The sequence below is a fragment of the Collimonas sp. genome (assembly GCF_035566375.1).
In the GTDB taxonomy this organism is placed as follows: Bacteria; Pseudomonadota; Gammaproteobacteria; order Burkholderiales; family Burkholderiaceae_D; genus Collimonas.
On the sequence record NZ_DATMRK010000011.1, the window covers coordinates 1 to 19,695 of the forward strand.

Annotated in this window: 19 protein-coding genes and 1 tRNA gene; 13 read left to right on the top strand and 7 right to left on the bottom strand. The window is 56.5% G+C overall.

The features are described 5' to 3' along the window. The coding region (gene rplU / locus VNZ60_RS02255) for a 50S ribosomal protein L21 (RefSeq protein ID WP_325656763.1) at positions 1 to 298 on the bottom strand (298 nt) is incomplete at its 3' end. Positions 299 to 597: 299 nt separating this feature from the next. Between rplU and grxD the strand changes: the two genes are divergently transcribed. Both grxD and VNZ60_RS02265 read left to right on the top strand, forming a co-directional pair. After that, positions 598 to 909, top strand: coding sequence for a Grx4 family monothiol glutaredoxin (grxD, locus tag VNZ60_RS02260; RefSeq protein WP_325656765.1), 312 nt, complete (start codon positions 598 to 600; stop codon positions 907 to 909). Between the two features lie 8 nt (positions 910 to 917). Then, the gene (locus VNZ60_RS02265; protein WP_325656767.1) at positions 918 to 1,532 is read left to right on the top strand and encodes a UbiX family flavin prenyltransferase; all 615 of its coding nucleotides are present in this window, start codon (positions 918 to 920) and stop codon (positions 1,530 to 1,532) included. 59 nt (positions 1,533 to 1,591) lie between these two features. Here the strand turns inward: VNZ60_RS02265 and VNZ60_RS02270 are convergent, their stop codons facing one another. The 5 genes from VNZ60_RS02270 to VNZ60_RS02290 form a co-directional block, all read right to left on the bottom strand. Then, positions 1,592 to 3,436 carry a M61 family metallopeptidase gene (locus VNZ60_RS02270; protein WP_325656769.1) on the bottom strand — a complete coding sequence of 615 codons (1,845 nt, stop codon included), beginning with the start codon at positions 3,434 to 3,436 and terminating at the stop codon, positions 1,592 to 1,594. A 3-nt stretch (positions 3,437 to 3,439) separates the two neighbouring features. Beyond that, a complete protein-coding gene (locus VNZ60_RS02275) occupies positions 3,440 to 3,898 on the bottom strand; it encodes a DUF3429 domain-containing protein (RefSeq protein WP_325656771.1) in 459 nt (152 codons plus the stop codon). 141 nt (positions 3,899 to 4,039) lie between these two features. Beyond that, positions 4,040 to 4,624 (bottom strand): nucleotidyltransferase family protein, encoded by a 585-nt coding sequence (locus VNZ60_RS02280; RefSeq protein WP_325656773.1) that lies wholly within the window; start codon positions 4,622 to 4,624, stop codon positions 4,040 to 4,042. A gap of 94 nt (positions 4,625 to 4,718) precedes the next feature. Beyond that, a complete protein-coding gene (locus VNZ60_RS02285) occupies positions 4,719 to 5,441 on the bottom strand; it encodes a DsbC family protein (protein WP_325656774.1) in 723 nt (240 codons plus the stop codon). An 11-nt stretch (positions 5,442 to 5,452) separates the two neighbouring features. Beyond that, positions 5,453 to 6,703: a UbiH/UbiF family hydroxylase gene (locus VNZ60_RS02290; RefSeq protein ID WP_325656861.1), complete on the bottom strand. Its 1,251-nt coding sequence runs from the start codon at positions 6,701 to 6,703 to the stop codon at positions 5,453 to 5,455. A gap of 173 nt (positions 6,704 to 6,876) precedes the next feature. On the opposite strand from VNZ60_RS02290, the gene VNZ60_RS02295 reads away from it, so the two are divergent. The 11 genes from VNZ60_RS02295 to prmC all read left to right on the top strand — a co-directional run bounded on the left by VNZ60_RS02295 (position 6,877) and on the right by prmC (position 18,665). Further along, positions 6,877 to 6,952, top strand: a tRNA-Phe gene (locus VNZ60_RS02295). A 352-nt stretch (positions 6,953 to 7,304) separates the two neighbouring features. Continuing rightward, positions 7,305 to 8,042 carry a septum site-determining protein MinC gene (gene minC / locus VNZ60_RS02300; RefSeq protein WP_325656776.1) on the top strand — a complete coding sequence of 246 codons (738 nt, stop codon included), beginning with the start codon at positions 7,305 to 7,307 and terminating at the stop codon, positions 8,040 to 8,042. 112 nt (positions 8,043 to 8,154) lie between these two features. Beyond that, on the top strand, positions 8,155 to 8,970 hold the full coding sequence (gene minD, locus VNZ60_RS02305) for a septum site-determining protein MinD (protein ID WP_325656778.1): 816 nt from the start codon (positions 8,155 to 8,157) through the stop codon (positions 8,968 to 8,970). Position 8,971: 1 nt separating this feature from the next. Further along, positions 8,972 to 9,223, top strand: coding sequence for a cell division topological specificity factor MinE (gene minE / locus VNZ60_RS02310; RefSeq protein ID WP_325656780.1), 252 nt, complete (start codon positions 8,972 to 8,974; stop codon positions 9,221 to 9,223). 438 nt (positions 9,224 to 9,661) lie between these two features. After that, the gene (locus tag VNZ60_RS02315) at positions 9,662 to 10,351 is read left to right on the top strand and encodes a response regulator transcription factor (protein ID WP_014007885.1); all 690 of its coding nucleotides are present in this window, start codon (positions 9,662 to 9,664) and stop codon (positions 10,349 to 10,351) included. 30 nt (positions 10,352 to 10,381) lie between these two features. After that, a complete protein-coding gene (locus tag VNZ60_RS02320; RefSeq protein WP_325656785.1) occupies positions 10,382 to 12,055 on the top strand; it encodes a FecR family protein in 1,674 nt (557 codons plus the stop codon). A gap of 36 nt (positions 12,056 to 12,091) precedes the next feature. Continuing rightward, a complete protein-coding gene (locus tag VNZ60_RS02325) occupies positions 12,092 to 14,494 on the top strand; it encodes a CHASE2 domain-containing protein (protein ID WP_325656787.1) in 2,403 nt (800 codons plus the stop codon). Positions 14,495 to 14,615: 121 nt separating this feature from the next. Continuing rightward, on the top strand, positions 14,616 to 15,917 hold the full coding sequence (gene hemA, locus VNZ60_RS02330; protein ID WP_325656789.1) for a glutamyl-tRNA reductase: 1,302 nt from the start codon (positions 14,616 to 14,618) through the stop codon (positions 15,915 to 15,917). A gap of 101 nt (positions 15,918 to 16,018) precedes the next feature. Next, positions 16,019 to 17,101, top strand: coding sequence for a peptide chain release factor 1 (gene prfA / locus VNZ60_RS02335; protein ID WP_325656791.1), 1,083 nt, complete (start codon positions 16,019 to 16,021; stop codon positions 17,099 to 17,101). A gap of 131 nt (positions 17,102 to 17,232) precedes the next feature. Further along, positions 17,233 to 17,727 (top strand): disulfide bond formation protein B, encoded by a 495-nt coding sequence (locus VNZ60_RS02340; protein WP_325656793.1) that lies wholly within the window; start codon positions 17,233 to 17,235, stop codon positions 17,725 to 17,727. Positions 17,728 to 17,777: 50 nt separating this feature from the next. Continuing rightward, on the top strand, positions 17,778 to 18,665 hold the full coding sequence (gene prmC / locus VNZ60_RS02345; RefSeq protein ID WP_325656795.1) for a peptide chain release factor N(5)-glutamine methyltransferase: 888 nt from the start codon (positions 17,778 to 17,780) through the stop codon (positions 18,663 to 18,665). A gap of 55 nt (positions 18,666 to 18,720) precedes the next feature. Here the strand turns inward: prmC and aqpZ are convergent, their stop codons facing one another. Next, complete coding sequence (gene aqpZ / locus VNZ60_RS02350; protein ID WP_325656796.1) at positions 18,721 to 19,416, bottom strand: aquaporin Z; 696 nt, start codon at positions 19,414 to 19,416, stop codon at positions 18,721 to 18,723. Between the last annotated feature and the right edge of the window lie 279 nt (positions 19,417 to 19,695).

A 19,695-nucleotide genomic window follows, 5' to 3' on the forward strand; every position in this document is an offset into this window, starting at 1 on the left:
AAACGATTTGAATTTCGGTGTAATTTTGACGATGGCCTTGATGCTTCTGATAATGCTTACGACGACGCATTTTGAAGATCTTGACTTTATCGTGGCGACCTTGCGCCAATACCTTAACCGACACCGTAGCACCTTCGACCAGCGGTGCACCAAACTTAATGGTGTCACCAGCGCCAACTGCGAGCACTTGATCAATAGTGAGTTCGGTGCCAATGTCTGCAGGTATCTGTTCTATTTTGAGTTTTTCGCCGGCAACAATCTTATATTGTTTGCCACCGGTTTTTATGACCGCGTACATATGAAACCTCATCGAAATGATTGAAGACTATTAAAAAAATTTCTTTCCTAAAACACCATATTCAGCGACAAACAAACACTAAATCGCTGGGCGGAATCGGGAGAACCTGAGATTGTACATGGACTGGGCAGTTTCGTCAAAATCTCTTGACAAGTGCGGAATTCACCACACTTCTGCGCTGCTGCCGGGCAACTCTGGTCAAATCTTGCCGTACGGCCACTCGCCGCCACAGACTCATCAGCAGCACAACGGCCTTTTTCATATAATGACGGTATTCTGAAACTTTTTAAGGTATTGCCATGAGCGATGTACAAGCGTGGATCAAGGAAACCGTGACCAGCAACCCAGTGGTGCTGTTCATGAAAGGAACCGCGCAATTTCCCCAATGCGGATTTTCCGGCCGCGCCATCCAGTTATTGAAGACCAGCGGCGCTGAAAACATCGTCACCGTCAATGTCCTGGAAGACCCGACCGTGCGCCAAGGCATCAAGGACTATTCCAACTGGCCTACCATTCCGCAACTCTATGTCAACGGCGAATTCGTCGGTGGTTCCGACATCATGAACGAGATGTTTGAATCCGGCGAACTGCAAACCTTGTTGAAGGCCTGAGACCGCAAGTGGTCTCGCCCAACCGTCCAGCCGCAGAAACCACGCAATCGCCGCGCCGCCTGATTGTCGGCATTACCGGCGCTACCGGTGTCATTTACGGCGTGCGGTTATTGCAGTTGTTGCGCGAAATACCCAGCGTCGAAACCCATTTAATGATTTCCGATGCCGGCGTCCTCAACCTGCATCAGGAACTGGAGATGCGGCGCAAGCAAGTCGAAGCGCTGGCGCACGTAGTACACAATGTGCGCGATATCGGCGCCGCCATCGCCAGCGGCTCGTTTCAATCGGAAGGCATGATCATCGCGCCCTGCTCGATGAAAACCCTGGCTGCAGTTGCCAACGGCTTGTCCGATAATCTGATCACACGCGCCGCCGATGTTGTGCTCAAGGAGCGTCGACGCCTGGTCCTGATGGTGCGCGAAACGCCCTTCAATCTGGCGCATCTGCGCAATATGACCAGCGTCACCGAAATGGGCGGCATCATCTTCCCGCCGCTGCCGGGGTTCTATCACCGGCCGCAAAGCATTGCAGAGATGGTCGACCATACGCTGGGGCGGGTGCTGGATTTATTCGCCGTCCAGCATACGCTGACGCCACGCTGGAATGGCTTGAAAGCCGATTAAAAAAAGCCGGACAAACTGCTCCGGCTTTTTTTACACTTCTTTTTTACATTTTTATGCGCTTAACGTCCGCTGCGCCCCGCCAGCCATGCGGTACGCAACGCCGGCACCAGCGCCGGCCTTGCTTCCGCTTGCAGGCCAATTTGCGGCGCGCTGTCGGCTAACAATCTGACCTTGAAAGTCATCAACTCATCGCGCCGGAAAGCGTGGACGATGATGCTGTCGCCAACCCGGTAACGGGCCAGCAATGCATCCAGGCTGTTAGGGACCCGAATACCGTCGATTGCCACCAGCAGGTCGCCGGCAGACAAACCGGCGCGATGGGCAGCGCCGCCTTCATACACATTCGCCAGCTTGCAATCGCCGCCATTGCGCGCGGTACGCACGCCGAGCGAGGGCTTGCCCGGCTTGCGGCTATCGTTCAACACGATGCCGGTCGGCGCCAATAATTTCGCCAGCGGCAAATCATCGGTTGCACGTACATAGCGATCGAAGAAACGTTTCAGTTTGAGGCCGGTTACCTCGTCGAACAAGGCTTCGGCGGCAGCCTCGCTGACACCACGGCCGCTTAAGGCGTTGTCAGCGTAAAAATCGCGGCCATATTTTTGCCACAAGGCGCGCATCACGTCGTCCAGCGATTTCCGCCCCTTGGTTTCGCTACGAATAGTCAGATCCAACGCCAGCGCCACCAGGGAACCCTTGGTGTAATAGCTGACAATAGCGTTTGGCGCGTTTTCGTCCTGGCGATAATACTTGACCCAAGCATCGAAGCTGGATTCGGCCACGCTTTGTTTATGCCGGCCGCTGCCTAGCAATACACCGTTGATGGTTTTTTCAATCAGCTTGAAATAAGCCGGCTGGTCAATCAAGCCACTGCGCAACAGCATCAGATCATCGTAGTAACTGGTGAAACCTTCGAACAGCCACAACAGCGGCGTGTAATTTTCCACTTGCAGATCATAAGGCGCAAACGCAGCCGGCTTGATACGCTTGACGTTCCAGGTATGGAAGTATTCATGGCTGCACAGGCCAAGGAATGTGCGGTAACCGTCGCTCATTTCCGCTTGCCCCTTGACCGGCAAATCGGCCCGCGCGCAGATCAATGCGGTCGAAGCGCGATGCTCAAGTCCGCCGTAACCATCGCCCACTGCCAGCGTCAGGAACACATAGCGTTGCATCGGTGCGCGCCTGGCAAACTTGCTGCCGGCCGGTTCGAAGAAAGCGATCTGGGTCTCGCAAATCTTTTTCAGGTCCGCGCTTAGGCGCACCAGATCCAGATTCGGCACATTGCCAGTAATCGCAATCTCATGGGGCACGCCGTGCGCTTTGAAACTGGCCAGTTGAAAAGTCCCCATTTCGACCGGATGGTCGATCAGTTCGTCGTAGTTGGCGGCGACATAACTGCCGAAAGAGCCGCGCTTGGCTTTCAGCGTCGGCAGCGCGGTGGCGATGCGCCACGCTTCGAATGCTTCGCCTTGCGGACGTTGGATATCGACGATATGCGGCGTGCTTTCCTGGCCGACTACGCGCAAAAATACGCTGGTGCCGTTGAAGAAACCATGGGTCTGGTCCAGATGTGCGGTGCGCACCGACAGATCCCATGCGTACACCAGGTAATGCAAGGTCAGCGGGCCGTCGCAGGGCGCTGCCTGCCACGAATGCTTATCGAGTTTCTTGAGGGCGATCTTGCGGCCGTTCGACTCAGCGCGGATTTGTACGACGTTGCGCGCAAACTCACGGATCATGTAACTGCCAGGAATCCATGCCGGCAAGGCGACGATCTGCCCGACCGCAGCCGGCTCGGCAATACTCAGCGTAACGGCAAACAAATGGGCCGCAGGATCGGCGGCAACGATGCTGTAGCTGAGAGCAGACTTGGCACTTAATTTGGCAGTATTTTTTTTCATCTTTTATCCCCGAACATTACCCGCGATCACGGTCAGCATCAGCGCCGCCACCGCTACACAAGTCAATCTGAAACGCAATTTAATAAACCAGGCCGGCAAGCCGTACCATGGGAACAAGCGCTTGTCTGCCTGGTAAGCCGCGATAAAACCCGCGATCAGCAAGGCGAAACCGAAACCGCCGGCCATGGTCGAGAACCAGGCGATGCTGGTCGGCGCCACGCCCCAGATCAAGGCTTTTTTCGTGTGATCAGCCGACAGATCGGCCCGCAACACCACCGCGCCCCAGTGGATTCCACCGAGAAAAGACAAGGCAGCGATGCCATACGCCAGTTGCCCGCGAATAAAATCACGCAGCCAGTCGGCGTTGACCAGCCAGCAGGCAAGCGTCAATAGCACGAACGGAATCAGCCCGGCATAACCAAGTAAATGGATAATACGTTTGTTCAGGAAATGTGGATTCATCTGGGGGGCTTCGTCAGGGGAAACGTCAGTATGCGCGGGCTGGTCGCCGGCTGCGCAAAAAAGACGATAGTGTAGCGGGATTGCGCAGATTAGACCTCGCCTCGGTTGCCAGGAACAAAAAAGACCGGCGGATTACCGGCTTCAGGTCGAGGAATGTCGTATATCAGCGACGGTATCGATGTCCTGATGGATGCCAGGATCGTCCACCGCTACTTCAACGACGGGCAATGACTGCAACAAACTGCGCGCACCGTGATCACCGCGCAGAGCCAGCAGCTGCGGCAAATACTTGCGGCCAAAGCCGACCGGGTTACCACGCCGGCCCAGATGAGTCGGCACGGCAATGTCAGCCCCTAGCCGCAGCGCCGAGGCCAGAGCATGGATGGTGGATGTCTGCACATAGGGCATATCGGCCAGGGCAATTACCCAGCCAGCGGCATCCGCGGTCTGCTGCAAACCGTATACCAGCGACGCCGCCATGCCATCGTCGGCAGCTTCGCATTGCACCCACGCGTAGCCTGCAACTTGCGTGATCAGTTCCGCTACGTCATAGCGCAAGACCACACATATCGGCAACGCTGCGGCCAAATTGCCGGCGGCAGTTGCCAGTACCGTCTGGCCGCAAGCGGTCGGCAACGATTGCAGCAATTTACTGCGGCTGCCGCTCGGGTCAAAGCGCCGGCCGCGGCCAGCGGCCAGCAACAGGCCGACGATTTGTCCGCTCATTTGCCCACTCATTTGCCCACTATATTGTTGAAGACCCATGACAGGTTTCAGCATTCAGAGAGATGTCGCGAATGCCGAATGGCAGGCGCCTGATTTATTTCAAAGAACTGAATTTGGCTTCCATGGTTTTCGCATCGATCCAGCCTGGCGCGCGCGAACCGTCGGCAAAGATAATCGTCGGGGTGCCAGTCACATTCAATTTTTGACCGAGCGCCAGCACCTTGTCGTTCGGCGACTGGCAGGCAGTCGGGGCGGCAACGGCGGCTTTGCCGTCGACCATCAGATCGGTCCAGGCCTTGTTGCGATCCGTGCTGCACCAGACGTTTCGGGCTTTGACGGCGGAATCTTCCGCCAGAATGTTATACAGGAAGGTATATACAGTAACGTTATCGACTTCCGGCAAAGTGTTCTTGTGGAAGCGTTTGCAATAGCCGCAGTTGGGATCTTCGAACACCGCGATCACACGCTTGCCGTTGCCCTTGACCTTTTTCATGGCCAGATCCAGCGGCAAATCGGAAAACTTGATCTTGCTCAACTCATCCACCCGTTCCCGGGTAAAGTCACGCGAACTTTGCGCGTCCATGATGCGGCCGACAAAAACATATTTGGCAGCGGCGTCGGTATAAAAAATATCGTTGCCGACACGCACTTCAAACAAACCCGAATAAGGGGTCTTGGTCACTTCATCAACCTTGACGCCATCCCCCAGACGCGGCTCGATCAGCTTTTTAACCGACGCTTCCTGCAAAGTCTCGGCGCCTGCAACGCTTACCCACAAGCCCAGCAAGGCGACCAACATCACGCTTATTTTTTTCATCGTTATTCCAGTTATTCTTTATCGGTGGTTCGACCCACCGCGTGGGTCATCAATTGTCTTTTTAAGACCGGTATTTTATCCAGCAAGTTCAACCCGACATTACGCAGCAAGCGCAGCGGACCGAAATCGACGCCAAACAGCCGTTCCAGACCGTCGGTAGTCACTTGCATCAACAGTATTTCTTCCTTGCGCGCACGGGCGTAACGCGCCAGCACACTGGCGTCGCCGCAATCGCGATGCATGCCGCGCTCAGCCAGCACCTGGATCAAGGCCGCGACATCGCCGAAACCGAGATTCATGCCATGCCCGGCCAGCGGATGCACCACGTGGCCGGCATCACCGATCAGAGCGACCCGCGGCGCCACCAAGGCATGGGTCTTGAGCAAGGACAAAGGAAACGCTTGCGCCAGTTCCGGGTGCAATGGTTGCAACGGCCCCAGCTTCTCGCTTGCCAACGAAGACAGACGCACGGCCAGTTGCGACAGCGGTTCATCCAATAGTGAAAGCGCCAGAGCTTCCGGCGCCGACCAGACCAAGGATACTCGTTGCCCCGGTAAAGGCAGCAAGGCGACGATCCCTTCGGTTTCGGTAAACCATTGATAGGCAATGCCATGATGCGGCCGCTCACATGAGAAATTGGCGACCACCCCGCGCTGCTTATAAGAGCGGTAATCGATTCCAATCTGGCACTGGCTACGGACCCAGGATTGCGCGCCGTCGGCGCCCACGATCAGGGCAGCGCTGATGGTCTCGCCGGACTCCAGTTGCAAAGTCGCCGCTGCCGCATCCACCAGCATCGTCTTGACGCGGCCGCTGAGCACGCGCACATTCGACGCAAATTTCAGCGCTGCATCCAGCGCCTGATTCAAATTGTCATCCTCAACAATCCATGCCAACGCATCGACACGCGCGCTGTAAGCGTCAAACGTGAGATTGCCGGCTGCGCTGTCAGTCCCGCCTTTGATCGCCATGCCGTCTACGGCGCTAACCCGCGCCTGGTCCAAGGCGTCCCACACCTTGATCGTCGACAGCAGGCTGCGCGCCACATGATTCAGCGCGTACACGCGCGTATCCCAAACATCTGGCTTTGCCGCTGCCGCAGATGCAGCCGCCGGCATCCCCAGCAAAGTGACGCGCAAGCCGATCTGCGCCAAGGCCAATGCCGCCGCCTTGCCGACAGCGCCATTGCCCACAATACAAATATCGTATTTCACCGTCGGCGCGGCGCCAGCATTTTTCGAGATTGATCCGATATCTTTCATGCCGTCATTATAACGACTACGCATACGAGGCCTCGTCTACCCCGTTAAATAAGGGTTTCCATGAACCCCGGCCCGAAATTTCCGCTCACAATTTGAGCAACACAAAGTTTTTTCAAGAAGTTTCAACAAGGGGCTTTGCGGATCGAAAATGTTTTGCTATACTCCTGTCCCTTGGCCTGGTAGCTCAGTCGGTAGAGCAGAGGATTGAAAATCCTTGTGTCGGTGGTTCGATTCCGCCCCGGGCCACCAAGAACAGAAAAGGGCTTAGCTTCGGCTAAGCCCTTTTTGCATTTGTGGCGCGAGTTGTTAGCCAATCGGTTAGCCAATCGGTTACCCAACCAGCTACCCAATCCGAAGCGCCGGAATCCGCTGGCCGGGCCAGGTAAAGCAGCATGCAAATGCAACGAGATCGGCAAACAAATATGAGACAACGGATAGACAGCGGCAATGCTTTTTTCGTGATCCTCCCGAGATTTGGTAAGATCGCAAATTAAGACAGTATTTTATATTCATTCAAACCGAACCAATTGCCATCTAAACGTTCTATAAACCAATTCGTCAGCACTTTCCGCCTTGGTCTGCCCATACATCTCACTGCTTTATGCTCAAAAACAAATCCCGCAAGCCGATTGAAATAAAAATTGCAACCGTGGTCGCCGTATCCGCCATCTTGCATGATTCCGATCCGATGGCATTGGAGGCTGCCTTGCAGGAAATGACCGGCGGCAGCGCCGATTTCTTTGACAACGAGTTTGCAGTTATCGATGTTGCTGCGCTGGGATCGGACCGATCGCATATAGATTGGCCGCAATTGATTGCGCTTCTGAAGAAATATCGCTTGAATGCGGTTGCGGTGCGCAATGCACCCACGGAAATGGAAGCCGACATCGTCGCCAGCGGCTTGAGCATCGATCAGGTCGTAGCCACACGCCAGGAGCCTGCCACCCCTGCGCCGCCGCCGGCCCCGGTTGCGGCGCCTGCCAGAGTTGCCGCCAGCACCATGATCATCGATACGCCGATACGCGCAGGGCAACGGATTTATGCGCGCGACGCCGATCTGGTCATCACCGCTACAGTTAACAATGGCGCCGAAATCATTGCCGACGGCAGCATTCACGTCTACGCGCCACTGCGCGGGCGGGCGCTGGCCGGCGCCAGCGGCGATACCTCGGCACGTATTTTTGCAGCCAGCATGGAAGCCGAACTGGTCTCAATCGCCGGCGTGTATCGCACTTTTGAAAACGGCCTGCCGCCGGAACAGAAGGGCCAGCCGGCACAAATTCGCCTTAGCGGCGATCGGATTGACGTACTATCGCTCAGTTCCGCTGCTCGCACTTAATCGGACTTGGGATCTTGTAACCATTTATCTAATCAGTTGGGGACAGAGTAATTCGTCGCACGGCGGCGACTATTAAACTCTGTCCAGCAATGCATAACCTTAGGAGCTCTTCGTGGCAAAAATCATCGTTGTTACGTCCGGCAAAGGCGGAGTTGGCAAGACCACCTCCAGCGCCAGTTTTGCATCCGGTCTGGCCATGCGCGGCCACAAAACCGCGGTGCTCGACTTTGACGTCGGCCTGCGCAATCTGGATTTGATCATGGGTTGTGAACGACGCGTAGTGTACGATCTGATCAATGTCGTCAATAAAGAAGCAACCTTGACCCAGGCTTTGATCAAGGACAAGCATTGCGAAAATCTGTTCATTTTGCCGGCTTCGCAAACTCGCGACAAAGATGCCTTGACCGAAGAAGGCGTTGAGACCGTTCTCAATGACCTGATCAAGATGGATTTCGAATACATCATTTGCGATTCGCCGGCCGGCATCGAACGCGGCGCCGTGATGGCGCTGACGTTTGCCGATGAGGCAGTAGTCGTGACCAATCCTGAAGTGTCGTCGGTGCGCGACTCCGATCGCATCCTCGGCATCATCCAGGCAAAATCGCGGCGCGCGCAAAATGGCGGCGAGCCGGTCAAGGAACATTTACTGATCACCCGCTATTCGGCAAAACGCGTCGAGGCCGGTGAAATGCTGTCGTATACCGACGTTCAAGATATTCTGCGCATCCCGTTGGTCGGCATCATTCCTGAATCGGAATCGGTATTGCACGCCTCTAACCAGGGTAATCCGGCAATTCATATCAAGGGTAGCGATGTCGCCCTGGCCTACGAAGACGTGGTCTCGCGCTTCCTTGGGGAAGAAGTCCCCCTGCGTTTTACCTCCTATGAAAAACCGGGGTTCCTGCACCGCATTTTTGGAGGGAAGTAACATGGCATTGCTCTCGTTCTTGTTTAACAGCAAGCCCAAAACGGCGTCAGCCGCCAAGGAGCGCCTGCAAATCATCATTGCCCGCGAACGGAATGGCCGCCAGGGCCACGATTTCTTGCCGGCGTTGCATAAAGAACTGATCGAAGTCATTTCGAAATACACCAAGGTCAACGCCGACGACATCAAGATTTCCCTGGATCGCCAGGGAAATCTTGAAGTACTGGACGTCAACGTGGTACTGCCGGACGCGTAAGTCAATATTTAAGGCTCGGGGTTAGGAAGCCAGTCATTAAAGCTGGCGTTAAAGCTGAGATTAAAACTCGACTCAAGGCCGGATTCGACGCAACGCTGCGTCGGCAAAAGCCCGCTCAATGACTGTCTCGGATCCCTGCCCCGAGCGGGCGCTCATTATTGACGCCGTTGGTAGAATTTTACAAATCCCGTCGTACACTGTTTGTGACAATTGCGTATTACACCAAGACAAATACTGCCTCAGTTGCGGTTTTGGCATGGGCTTTGTGGAACGCATCTGACATCACTGAATTTTTTAATTTTTGTGGCAAATGAAAGACATTGGAAATATATAAAATATTTGTCTACAGCAATGTGGCAATAAGATTAATATACTCCTTGTATCTGCCACAAACCGATGCCGGCCACCAGCGCTGAAGTCACCTAACATATATAAAATATGAGAATTGCTGTCCTTGATGACGATCCCAGTCAAACCGATCTAGTTTGCCAGGTGCTCACATCCAGTGGGCATATTTGCCATCCATTTCAGAGTGGAAAAGAAATATTGAATCAGTTGCGTCGGGAAAGCTACGACATGCTGGTTCTGGATTGGCAGGTTCCTGATCTCAGCGGCCCGGAAGTCTTGCGCTGGGTAAGAGACAAACTCCCTAAAACGATCCCGGTCCTGTTCATCACCAGCCGCTCCGGCGAAGACGACATTGTCGAAGGCTTGGCCGCCGGCGCCGATGATTACATGATCAAGCCGATCCGGCGCAGCGAGTTGGTAGCACGCGTGCAAGCCCTGTTGCGACGCGCTTATCCGATTCAGAATTCAAGCGAACAAATCGTGTTTAACGATTATTTGTTTGAGACCCGCTCAGGCCGTTTGACCCTGGCTGGCAAGCCGATCGAGATCACGCAGAAGGAATTCGACCTGGCATTGTTGTTTTTTCGCAACCTCGGCCGTCCCCTTTCACGTGCCTACATCCTCGAAGCAGTCTGGTCACGCGATGTCGATATTCCGTCTCGCACCATGGATACCCACGTCTCGCGGGTGCGGAGTAAGTTACAATTACGACCAGAAAACGGCTATCGACTAGCTCCGGTTTATAGCTACGGTTATCGACTAGAACAACTAACAGGATAAGGCGCGTTTCGGTTGCGCTGACAGACAGACATGCGCAGCACATTCAAAAAAATAGCTTTTCTGGCTCTTTTCGTTGCCGGTCCGTCCCGGCTATTGGCTGCCTCGCCGGCGTTCGATCCATCTGCGCTGCAGGTGGGCGTCGCAACCGTCACTTACCGCGCACAACTGGGCGACACCTTGAGCGTGATCGCCGAGCAGCTTACTGCCAGCAAGAGCAACTGGGTGCAACTGGCACAACTCAACCATATCGGGAACGACCGTACGATCCCGGTCGGCACCGCCGTCATCATTCCGGTGGCGCTGCTGCCGGATGATCCCAGCACTGCCCAGGTATCAGCCATGTCAGGCAACATCGATGCAATCGCTGCCGACGGCCGTGCGATCGACATCAACATCGGCGCCACGCTGTCCGAAGGCGCCATCATCAATACCGGCAGCAACAGCTTTCTGACTCTCACCCTGCCCGATCAATCGCATATCGCCCTCCCCTCCAACAGCCAGGTAAAACTAAGCAAGCTGCGTACTGCACGGTATACCAAGAGTCCGCGCACTGAAATTACGCTGTTGAAAGGCCGGGTCGAATCCAAAGTCTCGCCGCTGGACAAAAACAAAGGCCGCTTCGAAGTCCATTCGCCACTGGCGGTGGCAGGCGTACGCGGCACCGACTTCCGGGTCGATCTGGTCGGCGACAGCGTCATGACCGAAGTGCTGAGCGGCGGTGTTGCGGTGGCAAAGAAAAGCCAGCCGCCAGCGCTGACCCTGCATCCAGGCCAAGGTAATGTGACCAATGCCAAAGGGGTGGGCAAGGCGGTTGCGCTGTTGCCCGCGCCGCAGTTCAGCGGCCGTCCGCAACTGCAAGAACGGCCGAGGGTGCGCTTTACCGTCGCCCCGATAGCTGGTGCGCATGGTTATCGCGCGCAAATCGCCACCGATGCCGATGCGCGCAATATCGTTAGCGAGGCAGAGTCGGACAATATCGAGCTGAAGATCGACGGACTGGCGGATGGCCAATATTTCGTCCGCATCACCGCGCTCGATCAAATCGGTTTGCAAGGTATTCCGCGGATAGCCGCGTTTACATTAAAAGCCCGGCCAGAGCCGCCCATCTCGATCGAACCAAAAAACAAATCGCGCAGCGAAGATGTGATGTTTAGCTGGGCCGAGGTCGGCAATGCGCAAGCCTATCATTTGCAAGTCGCCAGCGATGCCGGGTTCCAGCAACTGGTAGTCGACCAGGCGGCGCTCACCGCACCGCAATTCAGCGCCGGCAAACTGGCGTTGGGTACTTACTACTGGCGCGTAGCTACCATCGTCGAACAAACCAACGGCCGCGATCAAGGACCTTATGGCGATCCGCAAAGTTTCAACTTGCTGCCAGCCTTGCAGGTTCCCAAGATTGCCGATGCGCTTGATGGCGACCTGTCATTCAGCTGGTCCGCAGAGCCGGGGCAAAATTTCGTGGTCGAGATCGGCCGCGACGCAGCCTTCTCGACGCTACTGCTGACGCAAACCACGGCAACGCCGGAAATCAGCGTCCCGCGTCCGGCTGCCGGCGCCTATTTCATTCGCGTCAAAGCGATTGATCCGGACGGTTATGTCAGCCCCTTTTCAGCGCCGCAAAAAATCTACATCGGCAGCCGTTGGGTCACCAGCGACGGCTCGCCTCTGCTCAATGCCGGCGGCACTACCCAGGCCGGTTATTAACCCGGCCGTGACCATGCGATCTCTCGCCAGGCGCTCATGATCAAGCAGGTTTTTCCGCTCATCAAACGGGTGGCGTTTCGCCAATGGATGGCGATCACCGTATTGATGCTGATCGTGGCCGGCAGCATGGGTTATGTAAACGGCCTCGGCCGTCTCGACAGAACCTTGTACGATCAGTTCATGCGGGCCGATTCACGGCCGGCGCGCGATGACATCATCATCGTCGCCATCGACGACTACAGTATCAGCAAGCTGGGGCGCTGGCCCTGGGAGCGCAGCCTGCACGCGAAATTGCTGAACCGGATCATGCATGCCAATCCCCTGGCAATCGGCTTGGATGTGATCATGCCGGAAGCCGAACAGGGACAGTCCCCTGGCCAGCGTGCCGATGATCGGGCGCTGACCAAAGCGCTGGCCGCCAGCAAACTGACAGTGCTGCCGATTGTCGTCGCCAGTGCCGGCCCCGGGCTCAAGGCCTTGCCGCCAACGCCGGATTTTCTCAACGCTGCACGCAGTGTCGGCCACATACATCTGGAACTCGATCCGGACGGGGTAGTCCGCAGTGTCTTTCTGCAAGAAGGCCAGGACAACCAATGGTGGCCGCATTTTGCGGTCGCGCTGGCCGGCGTCACCGGACAGAGGATTACCGACGCCAATGGCAATCTGCCAGGTGCGCGCCTCGATGACACACCGGCCAAGCTCGGTCCGCACCAGGCAGACAGCTGGCAACGCGATTATCAAATCCAGATTCCGTTCGCCGGCGGCAGCGGCCATTTCCGCTCCGTACCGTATGCTTCGGTACTGCGTGGCGACGTTCCCGATCAATTTTTCACCGGCAAATATGTATTGATCGGCGCCACCGCGCTTGGCATGGCGGATACTTTTCCGACCCCGGTATCAGGCACTTCCGGCGTCATGCCGGGCATCGAGATCAACGCCAACATCCTGGCGGGCCTGCTCGATCACAAGTCGATCAGCATCGCCCGGCCTCTGCAGACTGCCCTGTTCAGCATTATTCCGGTCCTGATCGCGCTATCCAGCTACCTGCTGTGGACGCCACGGATTTCCTTGCTGATCACGGCAGCCCTGATGCTGTTGACGATGGCGGCCAGCTATTTCCTGTTGATGCTGGGGTTCTGGATTGCCCCTACCGCAGCCTTGATCGCGCTGGCCATCGCTCATCCCATATGGAACTGGATCCGCCTCGAATCGGCGATTTCCTATCTCGGGCAAGAGTTCATGTTGCTGGACCAGGAACCGCATTTGCTGCCCGAGATAAATACAGAGCCCGCTCCGCAACAGGTGGAAGACATACTTGAGCAACGCATCAATGCCATGCGCGTGGCGGCACGCCGGGTGCGCGATTTGCGCCAGTTTATTTCCGACAGCCTGAACAGCCTGCCGGACGCCACTCTGATCACCACCGTCGACGGCCATGTGCTGGTGTCAAATCAGTTCGCCAGAGATTACTTCGCCGCCGCCGGCATACGGAATATCGACGGCGCGCTGTTGCCCTACCTGTTTTCCAACATGAACACGCCGCAAGCAAGCAATACCTCGGCCGGCCATACCTTCAGCTGGTGGGATCTGATCGATCTGGAACATGTCTCAACCCTCACCAGCGGCACCACGGTACAAGACCAGCAAGGGCGCGACCTGTTGATCAAGAGCGGTCCTTGCCACTCTGCACACCAGGTATTGACCGGCTGGATCGTCAGCATCGTCGATATCACCGTTATCCGCGCCGCTGAACGCAGCCGGGATGAGACCCTGCGCTTCCTGTCGCATGACATGCGGGCACCGCAAGCGTCGATCCTGGCCTTGCTCGAATTGCAAGGAAATCCCTCATCGGCGCTGCCGCAAAAGGAATTCTTCGCCCGCCTGGAGCAGGCTGCACGCAAGACCTTGGGGCTGGCGGATAATTTTGTCCAGCTGGCGCGCGCCGAGTCCTCCGAATACCGGCTCGAAGAGGTGGATTTCCAGGACGTGCTGTATGACGCCGTCGATGAAATGTGGAGTCTTGCCAACAATAAGAAAATCGAGCTGATCACCGATATCGAAGGCCAGGAATTCCTGACCAATATCGATCGTTCCCTGATGGCGCGAGCGTTGTGCAACCTGATCTCGAACGCCATCAGCTATAGCCTGCCGGATACCAGGATTACCTGCACCCTGCGCCTGAAATACGTCAAATTGCTGCCACAGGTAACCTGCCGGATCAGCGACCAGGGTTTCGGCATCGCACCGCATGACCAGGCCAGGTTATTCCAACGTTATCAACGTGTCAGCGCCCCCGGCCAGCCGCATTCGGACGGCACCGGTCTCGGCCTGGTGTTTGTAAAAACCGTTGTGGAACGTCATTTCGGTGAAATCATGTTGGAAAGCACTCTGGGCGAAGGTAGTACTTTCATGGTGACGTTACCAGCTCTCACCAACTAGACTCGGGCTGCGGGTCACAGCCTTAGCCTGCAGCCCCAGCCGGGCTGAAATTTGTTCCTTGGCTACAAAGAGTATAATCTTGGGTTAACAATGTTGTCCCTTCCCGCTGCCACCCGCACCTATGCACTTGCTAACCGTCGGACTCAACCACACCACCGCGCCTGTTTCCCTGCGCGAAAAGGTGGCCTTCCCTGCTGACCAGATCGGTCAGGCAGTGATGGCGGCGCGCGCCTGGTTCAGCGGTGGCAACACGCCCGACATGTCGGATGAAGCTGCGATTCTGTCAACCTGCAATCGCACCGAACTGTACGCGGCCGGCAATTTTCAGCATGGCGGCGCCAACGTTATCGATACTTCGATTGATTCCACCGCACATTTCCTGGCGCATTACCACCAGTTGCCCTATGCCGACTTGCGTCCGCATTTGTACACCTTGCCGCAAGACAACGCCGTGCGCCATGCGTTCCGGGTTGCCTCCGGACTTGATTCGATGGTGCTGGGCGAAGCGCAGATCCTTGGCCAGATGAAGGATGCGGTGCGTCACGCAGAAGCCGTGGGCGGACTCGGTACTTATTTGCATCAGTTGTTTCAACGTACTTTTGCCGTCGCCAAAGAAGTCCGCAGCACCACCGAAATCGGCGCCCATAGCGTCTCCATGGCCGCCGCTGCGGTTCGTATGTCGGAACGCATTTTCGATACCGTAGCCGGGCAGCACGTATTGTTTATCGGCGCCGGCGAAATGATCGAGTTATGCGCCACCCACTTTGCTGCGCAAAATCCGAAATCCTTGACAGTCGCCAACCGTACCCTGGAGCGCGCCGAATTGCTGGCCCACCGTTTCGACGGCCAGGCAATCCGGCTGGCCGATTTGCCGACACAATTGGGCAAGTTCGACATTATCGTTTCTTGTACCGCATCGACCTTGCCGATCATCGGTCTTGGCATGGTCGAACGCGCCGTCAAAGCCAGGCGCCACAAACCAATGTTCATGCTGGACCTGGCGGTGCCGCGCGATATCGAAACCGAAATCGGCCGTCTCGACGATATCTTTCTGTATACAGTCGATGATCTTGGTTCGATTGTGCAAACCGGCATGGAAAATCGCCAGGCCGCGGTGGCGCAAGCGGAAGCCATCATCGAAACCCGGGTGCAGTCATTCATGCACTGGGTCGATAACCGGGCGGTGGTACCGGTGATCCAGGATTTGCAAGAATCGAGCGAAGCCATGCGCCGCCTGGAGCTGGAGCGCGCGCGCAAGATGCTGGCCAGGGGCGAAGATATCGAGGTTGTCCTGGAAGCGCTCTCCAAGGGCCTGACCGCCAAGTTCCTGCACGGCCCGCAACAGGCTTTGCACAATGCCCATGGCGACGAACGCGCGCGCCTGGCAGCCCTCCTGCCGCAATTATTCCGTACTAAACGTTAGCGCGCCTGCGCTATGCCTCGCATGGCCACGTCTGATCGTGTTGCCTTGCGCGTGACGTTGTTGCCCCCCTTCGATTCGCCTTGCCCTGACTGAAACCCGCCATGAAACCATCAATGCTCGCCAAGCTCGATCAACTCGCCAATCGCTTAGTCGAGGTCAATGACCTGCTAATGCAGGAGGATGCGACCGCCAGCATGGACAGCTACCGCAAGCTGACCCGCGAACATGCGGAACTGGGGCCGCTGGTGGCCGTATACCAGTCTTACCTGCAGGCCGACGCCGATATCGCAGCTGCGCAAGAAATGCAAGCCGATCCTGACATGAAGGAATTCGCCCAGGATGAAATCGTCGCGGCCAAAGCGCGCATGGAGCAGCTGCAGGCCGATCTGCAAAAGATGCTGCTGCCTAAAGATCCTAACGACGAACGCAATATTTTCCTGGAAATCCGGGCCGGCACCGGCGGCGACGAATCGGCGCTGTTCGCCGGCGATCTGCTGCGCATGTACACGCGCTTTGCCGAACGCAATCGCTGGCAGGTAGAGATGGTGTCGGAATCGGCGTCGGAAATCGGCGGTTACAAAGAAGTGATCGTGCGCGTGATCGGCTTTGGCGCCTACTCCAAGCTGAAATTCGAATCCGGCGGTCATCGCGTGCAACGGGTGCCTGCCACGGAAACCCAGGGCCGCATCCATACTTCCGCTTGCACCGTGGCCATCATGCCGGAGGCGGATGAAGTCGGCGATGTCGACATCAATCCGGCCGATATCCGCATCGACACTTACCGCGCCTCCGGCGCTGGCGGCCAGCACATCAACAAGACCGATTCCGCGGTGCGCATCACCCATATGCCGACCGGCATCGTGGTCGAATGCCAGGATGACCGCAGCCAGCACAAGAACAAGGCGTCCGCCCTGAAAGTGCTGGCGGCCCGCATCAAGGACGGTCAACTGCGCGCGCAGCAATCGAAAGAAGCCGCAACCCGCAAATCGCTGATCGGTTCGGGCGACCGCAGCGAGCGGATTCGCACCTACAATTTCCCGCAAGGCCGGATGACCGACCATCGCATCAATCTGACTTTGTACAAACTCGATTTCATCATGGATGGCGACCTGGCAGAGTTGACCAATGCGCTGGCCGCAGAGCATCAGGCTGATTTGCTGGCGGCGTTGGGCGATGCGGTTTGACGGCGCGGACAATCCACGCGCAAGCGATTTGAAAATCGCATATGCTAACGGCTGACGTGGGAACCAAGCACCGCAACCTGCATCAGATGCACGAAAGATAAGCTCTCTTCGACCCAACCCCATCACTCCAAATGAAAACATCCAAATCCGTTTTGCTGGCAGTCGCCTTCATCGCCCTGGCCATCCTGGCTGGCGCCCTGTATCTGCAGCACTTCCAGGATATGCAGCCGTGTCCGCTGTGCGTGATCCAGCGCTATGCATTCGCGTCGATCGCGCTGATTTGCCTGATTTGCGCCGGCTTGCCGGCAGGCGCTCAAAAAGCCGGTGCAGGGATCGGAATTCTGGCAGGACTGGGTGGCGCCGGCACCGCCATCTGGCATCTGTGGGTGATCGCCCATCCATCGGTCTCATGCGGCAGAGATGCGCTGGAAGCGCCAATGAATGCGCTGCCACCTGCGGCTCTGCTGCCGTCCGTGTTCAAGGTTGATGCTTACGCACTCTGCTCGACCCCTTACGATCCGATCCTGGGCTTGTCGTTACCGCAATGGTCGCTGCTGTGGTTTGCAGTGCTGGTGGTGATTTTGGTTGCCACGCTGTTCAAACGCAATGGCGCCAGCCGCTATTAACAAGCGCATTCAACATACGCGCTTTCAACACAATTAACGGCAGCGATTAAATGGCAGGCATTCCCGATATGTTTCAGATAGACGCCGGCAGCAGCATCGCCGCGGTATTGAAACAAGCACCGCTGAATCCGTTAGAGAACCGCATTCTGCTGATGCACGCACTACAGCTGACGCGGATACAGCTGATTACCCAAGACGAGCGGACTATCGATGCGCAGCAGGCTCAGCAGCTCTCGGCCTTGTTTCAGCGACGCCTGCTAGGTGAGCCGATTGCGTATATTGTCGGTCAGCGCGAGTTCTATGGTTTGCAATTCGAAGTCACACCGGATGTTTTGATCCCGCGTCCGGAGACGGAACTGCTGGTCGACCTGGCCTTGCAGCATTTACCTGCCGCCGACAATCAGAACACATTGAGCGTACTGGATCTGGGCACCGGTTCCGGCGCCATCGCGGTAGCCATCGCCCACAGCCGCCCCGATCTTAAGCTGACCGCACTGGATCTCAGCGCCGCAGCGCTGGCGGTGGCGGGCCGCAATGCGGCACGCCTTTTGATCCCGGGCCAAACACCATTGCAGCTCCTGCAAAGCAACTGGTATAGCGCACTGGCGGACCAGCGCTTCGATGTGATCGTTGCCAATCCGCCGTATATCGTTGCCGGCGACAGCCATCTCACCCAAGGCGATTTGCGCTTCGAACCGCAGGATGCGCTGACCGACCATGCGGATGGTTTGAGCGCACTGCGCAGCATTATCGATGGCGCCGGCCGTCACCTGAAAGTTGGCGGTTGGCTGTTGATGGAACACGGCTATGATCAGGCGGCGGCAGTCCGCGCCTTGCTGCAAGCACGGCGGTTTGAGGCGGTACAAAGTTGGCAAGACATCGCCGCTATCGAACGCGTCAGCGGCGGCAGATGCAGCAGACAGGGAGCACTAAGTTAGGAAACAAAAATGCGCGGCATGCCGCGCTTTTTTTCATCGGTACAAGATCAGGAAATCAGTCTTTCTCACCCCAGATTGCCGGATACACAAAGCCCGCGATGACCGCGCCAACCAGCGGCGCCACCCAGAACAACCACAGTTGCTGCAATGCCCAGCCGCCTACAAACAGGGCCTGGCTGGTGCTGCGCGCCGGATTCACCGAGGTATTGGTAACCGGGATGCTGATCAAGTGAATCAGGGTCAGGCACAGGCCAATCGCAATCGGTGCAAAACCAGCCGGCGCACGTTTGTCTGTCGCTCCCAGAATCACGATCAGGAAGATGAAGGTCATTACCACTTCGGAGATCAGGGCCGCACTCATTGAATACAGGCCGGGTGAATGTTCGCCATAGCCGTTGGCTGCAAAGCCGCCGATATCTGCGCCCGCCTTGCCGGTGGCGATCAGATACAAAACGCCCGCTGCAATAATGCCGCCGATTACCTGGGCTACCCAGTAAGGCAGGATTTCGCTTTTTGGAAAACGGCCGGCGGTAGCCAGTCCAAGCGTCACTGCCGGATTCAGGTGGCAACCGGAAATATGGCCAATGGCAAACGCCATCGTCAATACCGTCAGGCCGAAAGCCAGCGCGACACCATGGAAGCCAATCCCGAGGCCCGGAAATCCCGCCGCCAGCACCGCGCTGCCGCAACCGCCAAGAACCAGCCAGAATGTGCCGAGCGCTTCTGCGCCCAGACGTTTAGAAAGATGCATGTTCGACTCCTGAAGAAATACTACTGTGTGTTTTACCTTGATTAACAACAGGCTTTAGAGCTTTACCCTGCCGCATACGGCCACAAGCATATTTGCTGACTCATCGACAAACAAGAAAAATATTGTTATTTAACAATGTTTTTCATTTGCAAGCTATCTCCATCAACCTCTGATCAGACTAGTCCTGACAGTTTCCTATCAGCTACTCTGACGGCGTAAATAGTACCATCGAGAAACATATTGTCGCGATATAACGAGCATTTACGCAGCAGAAATAAG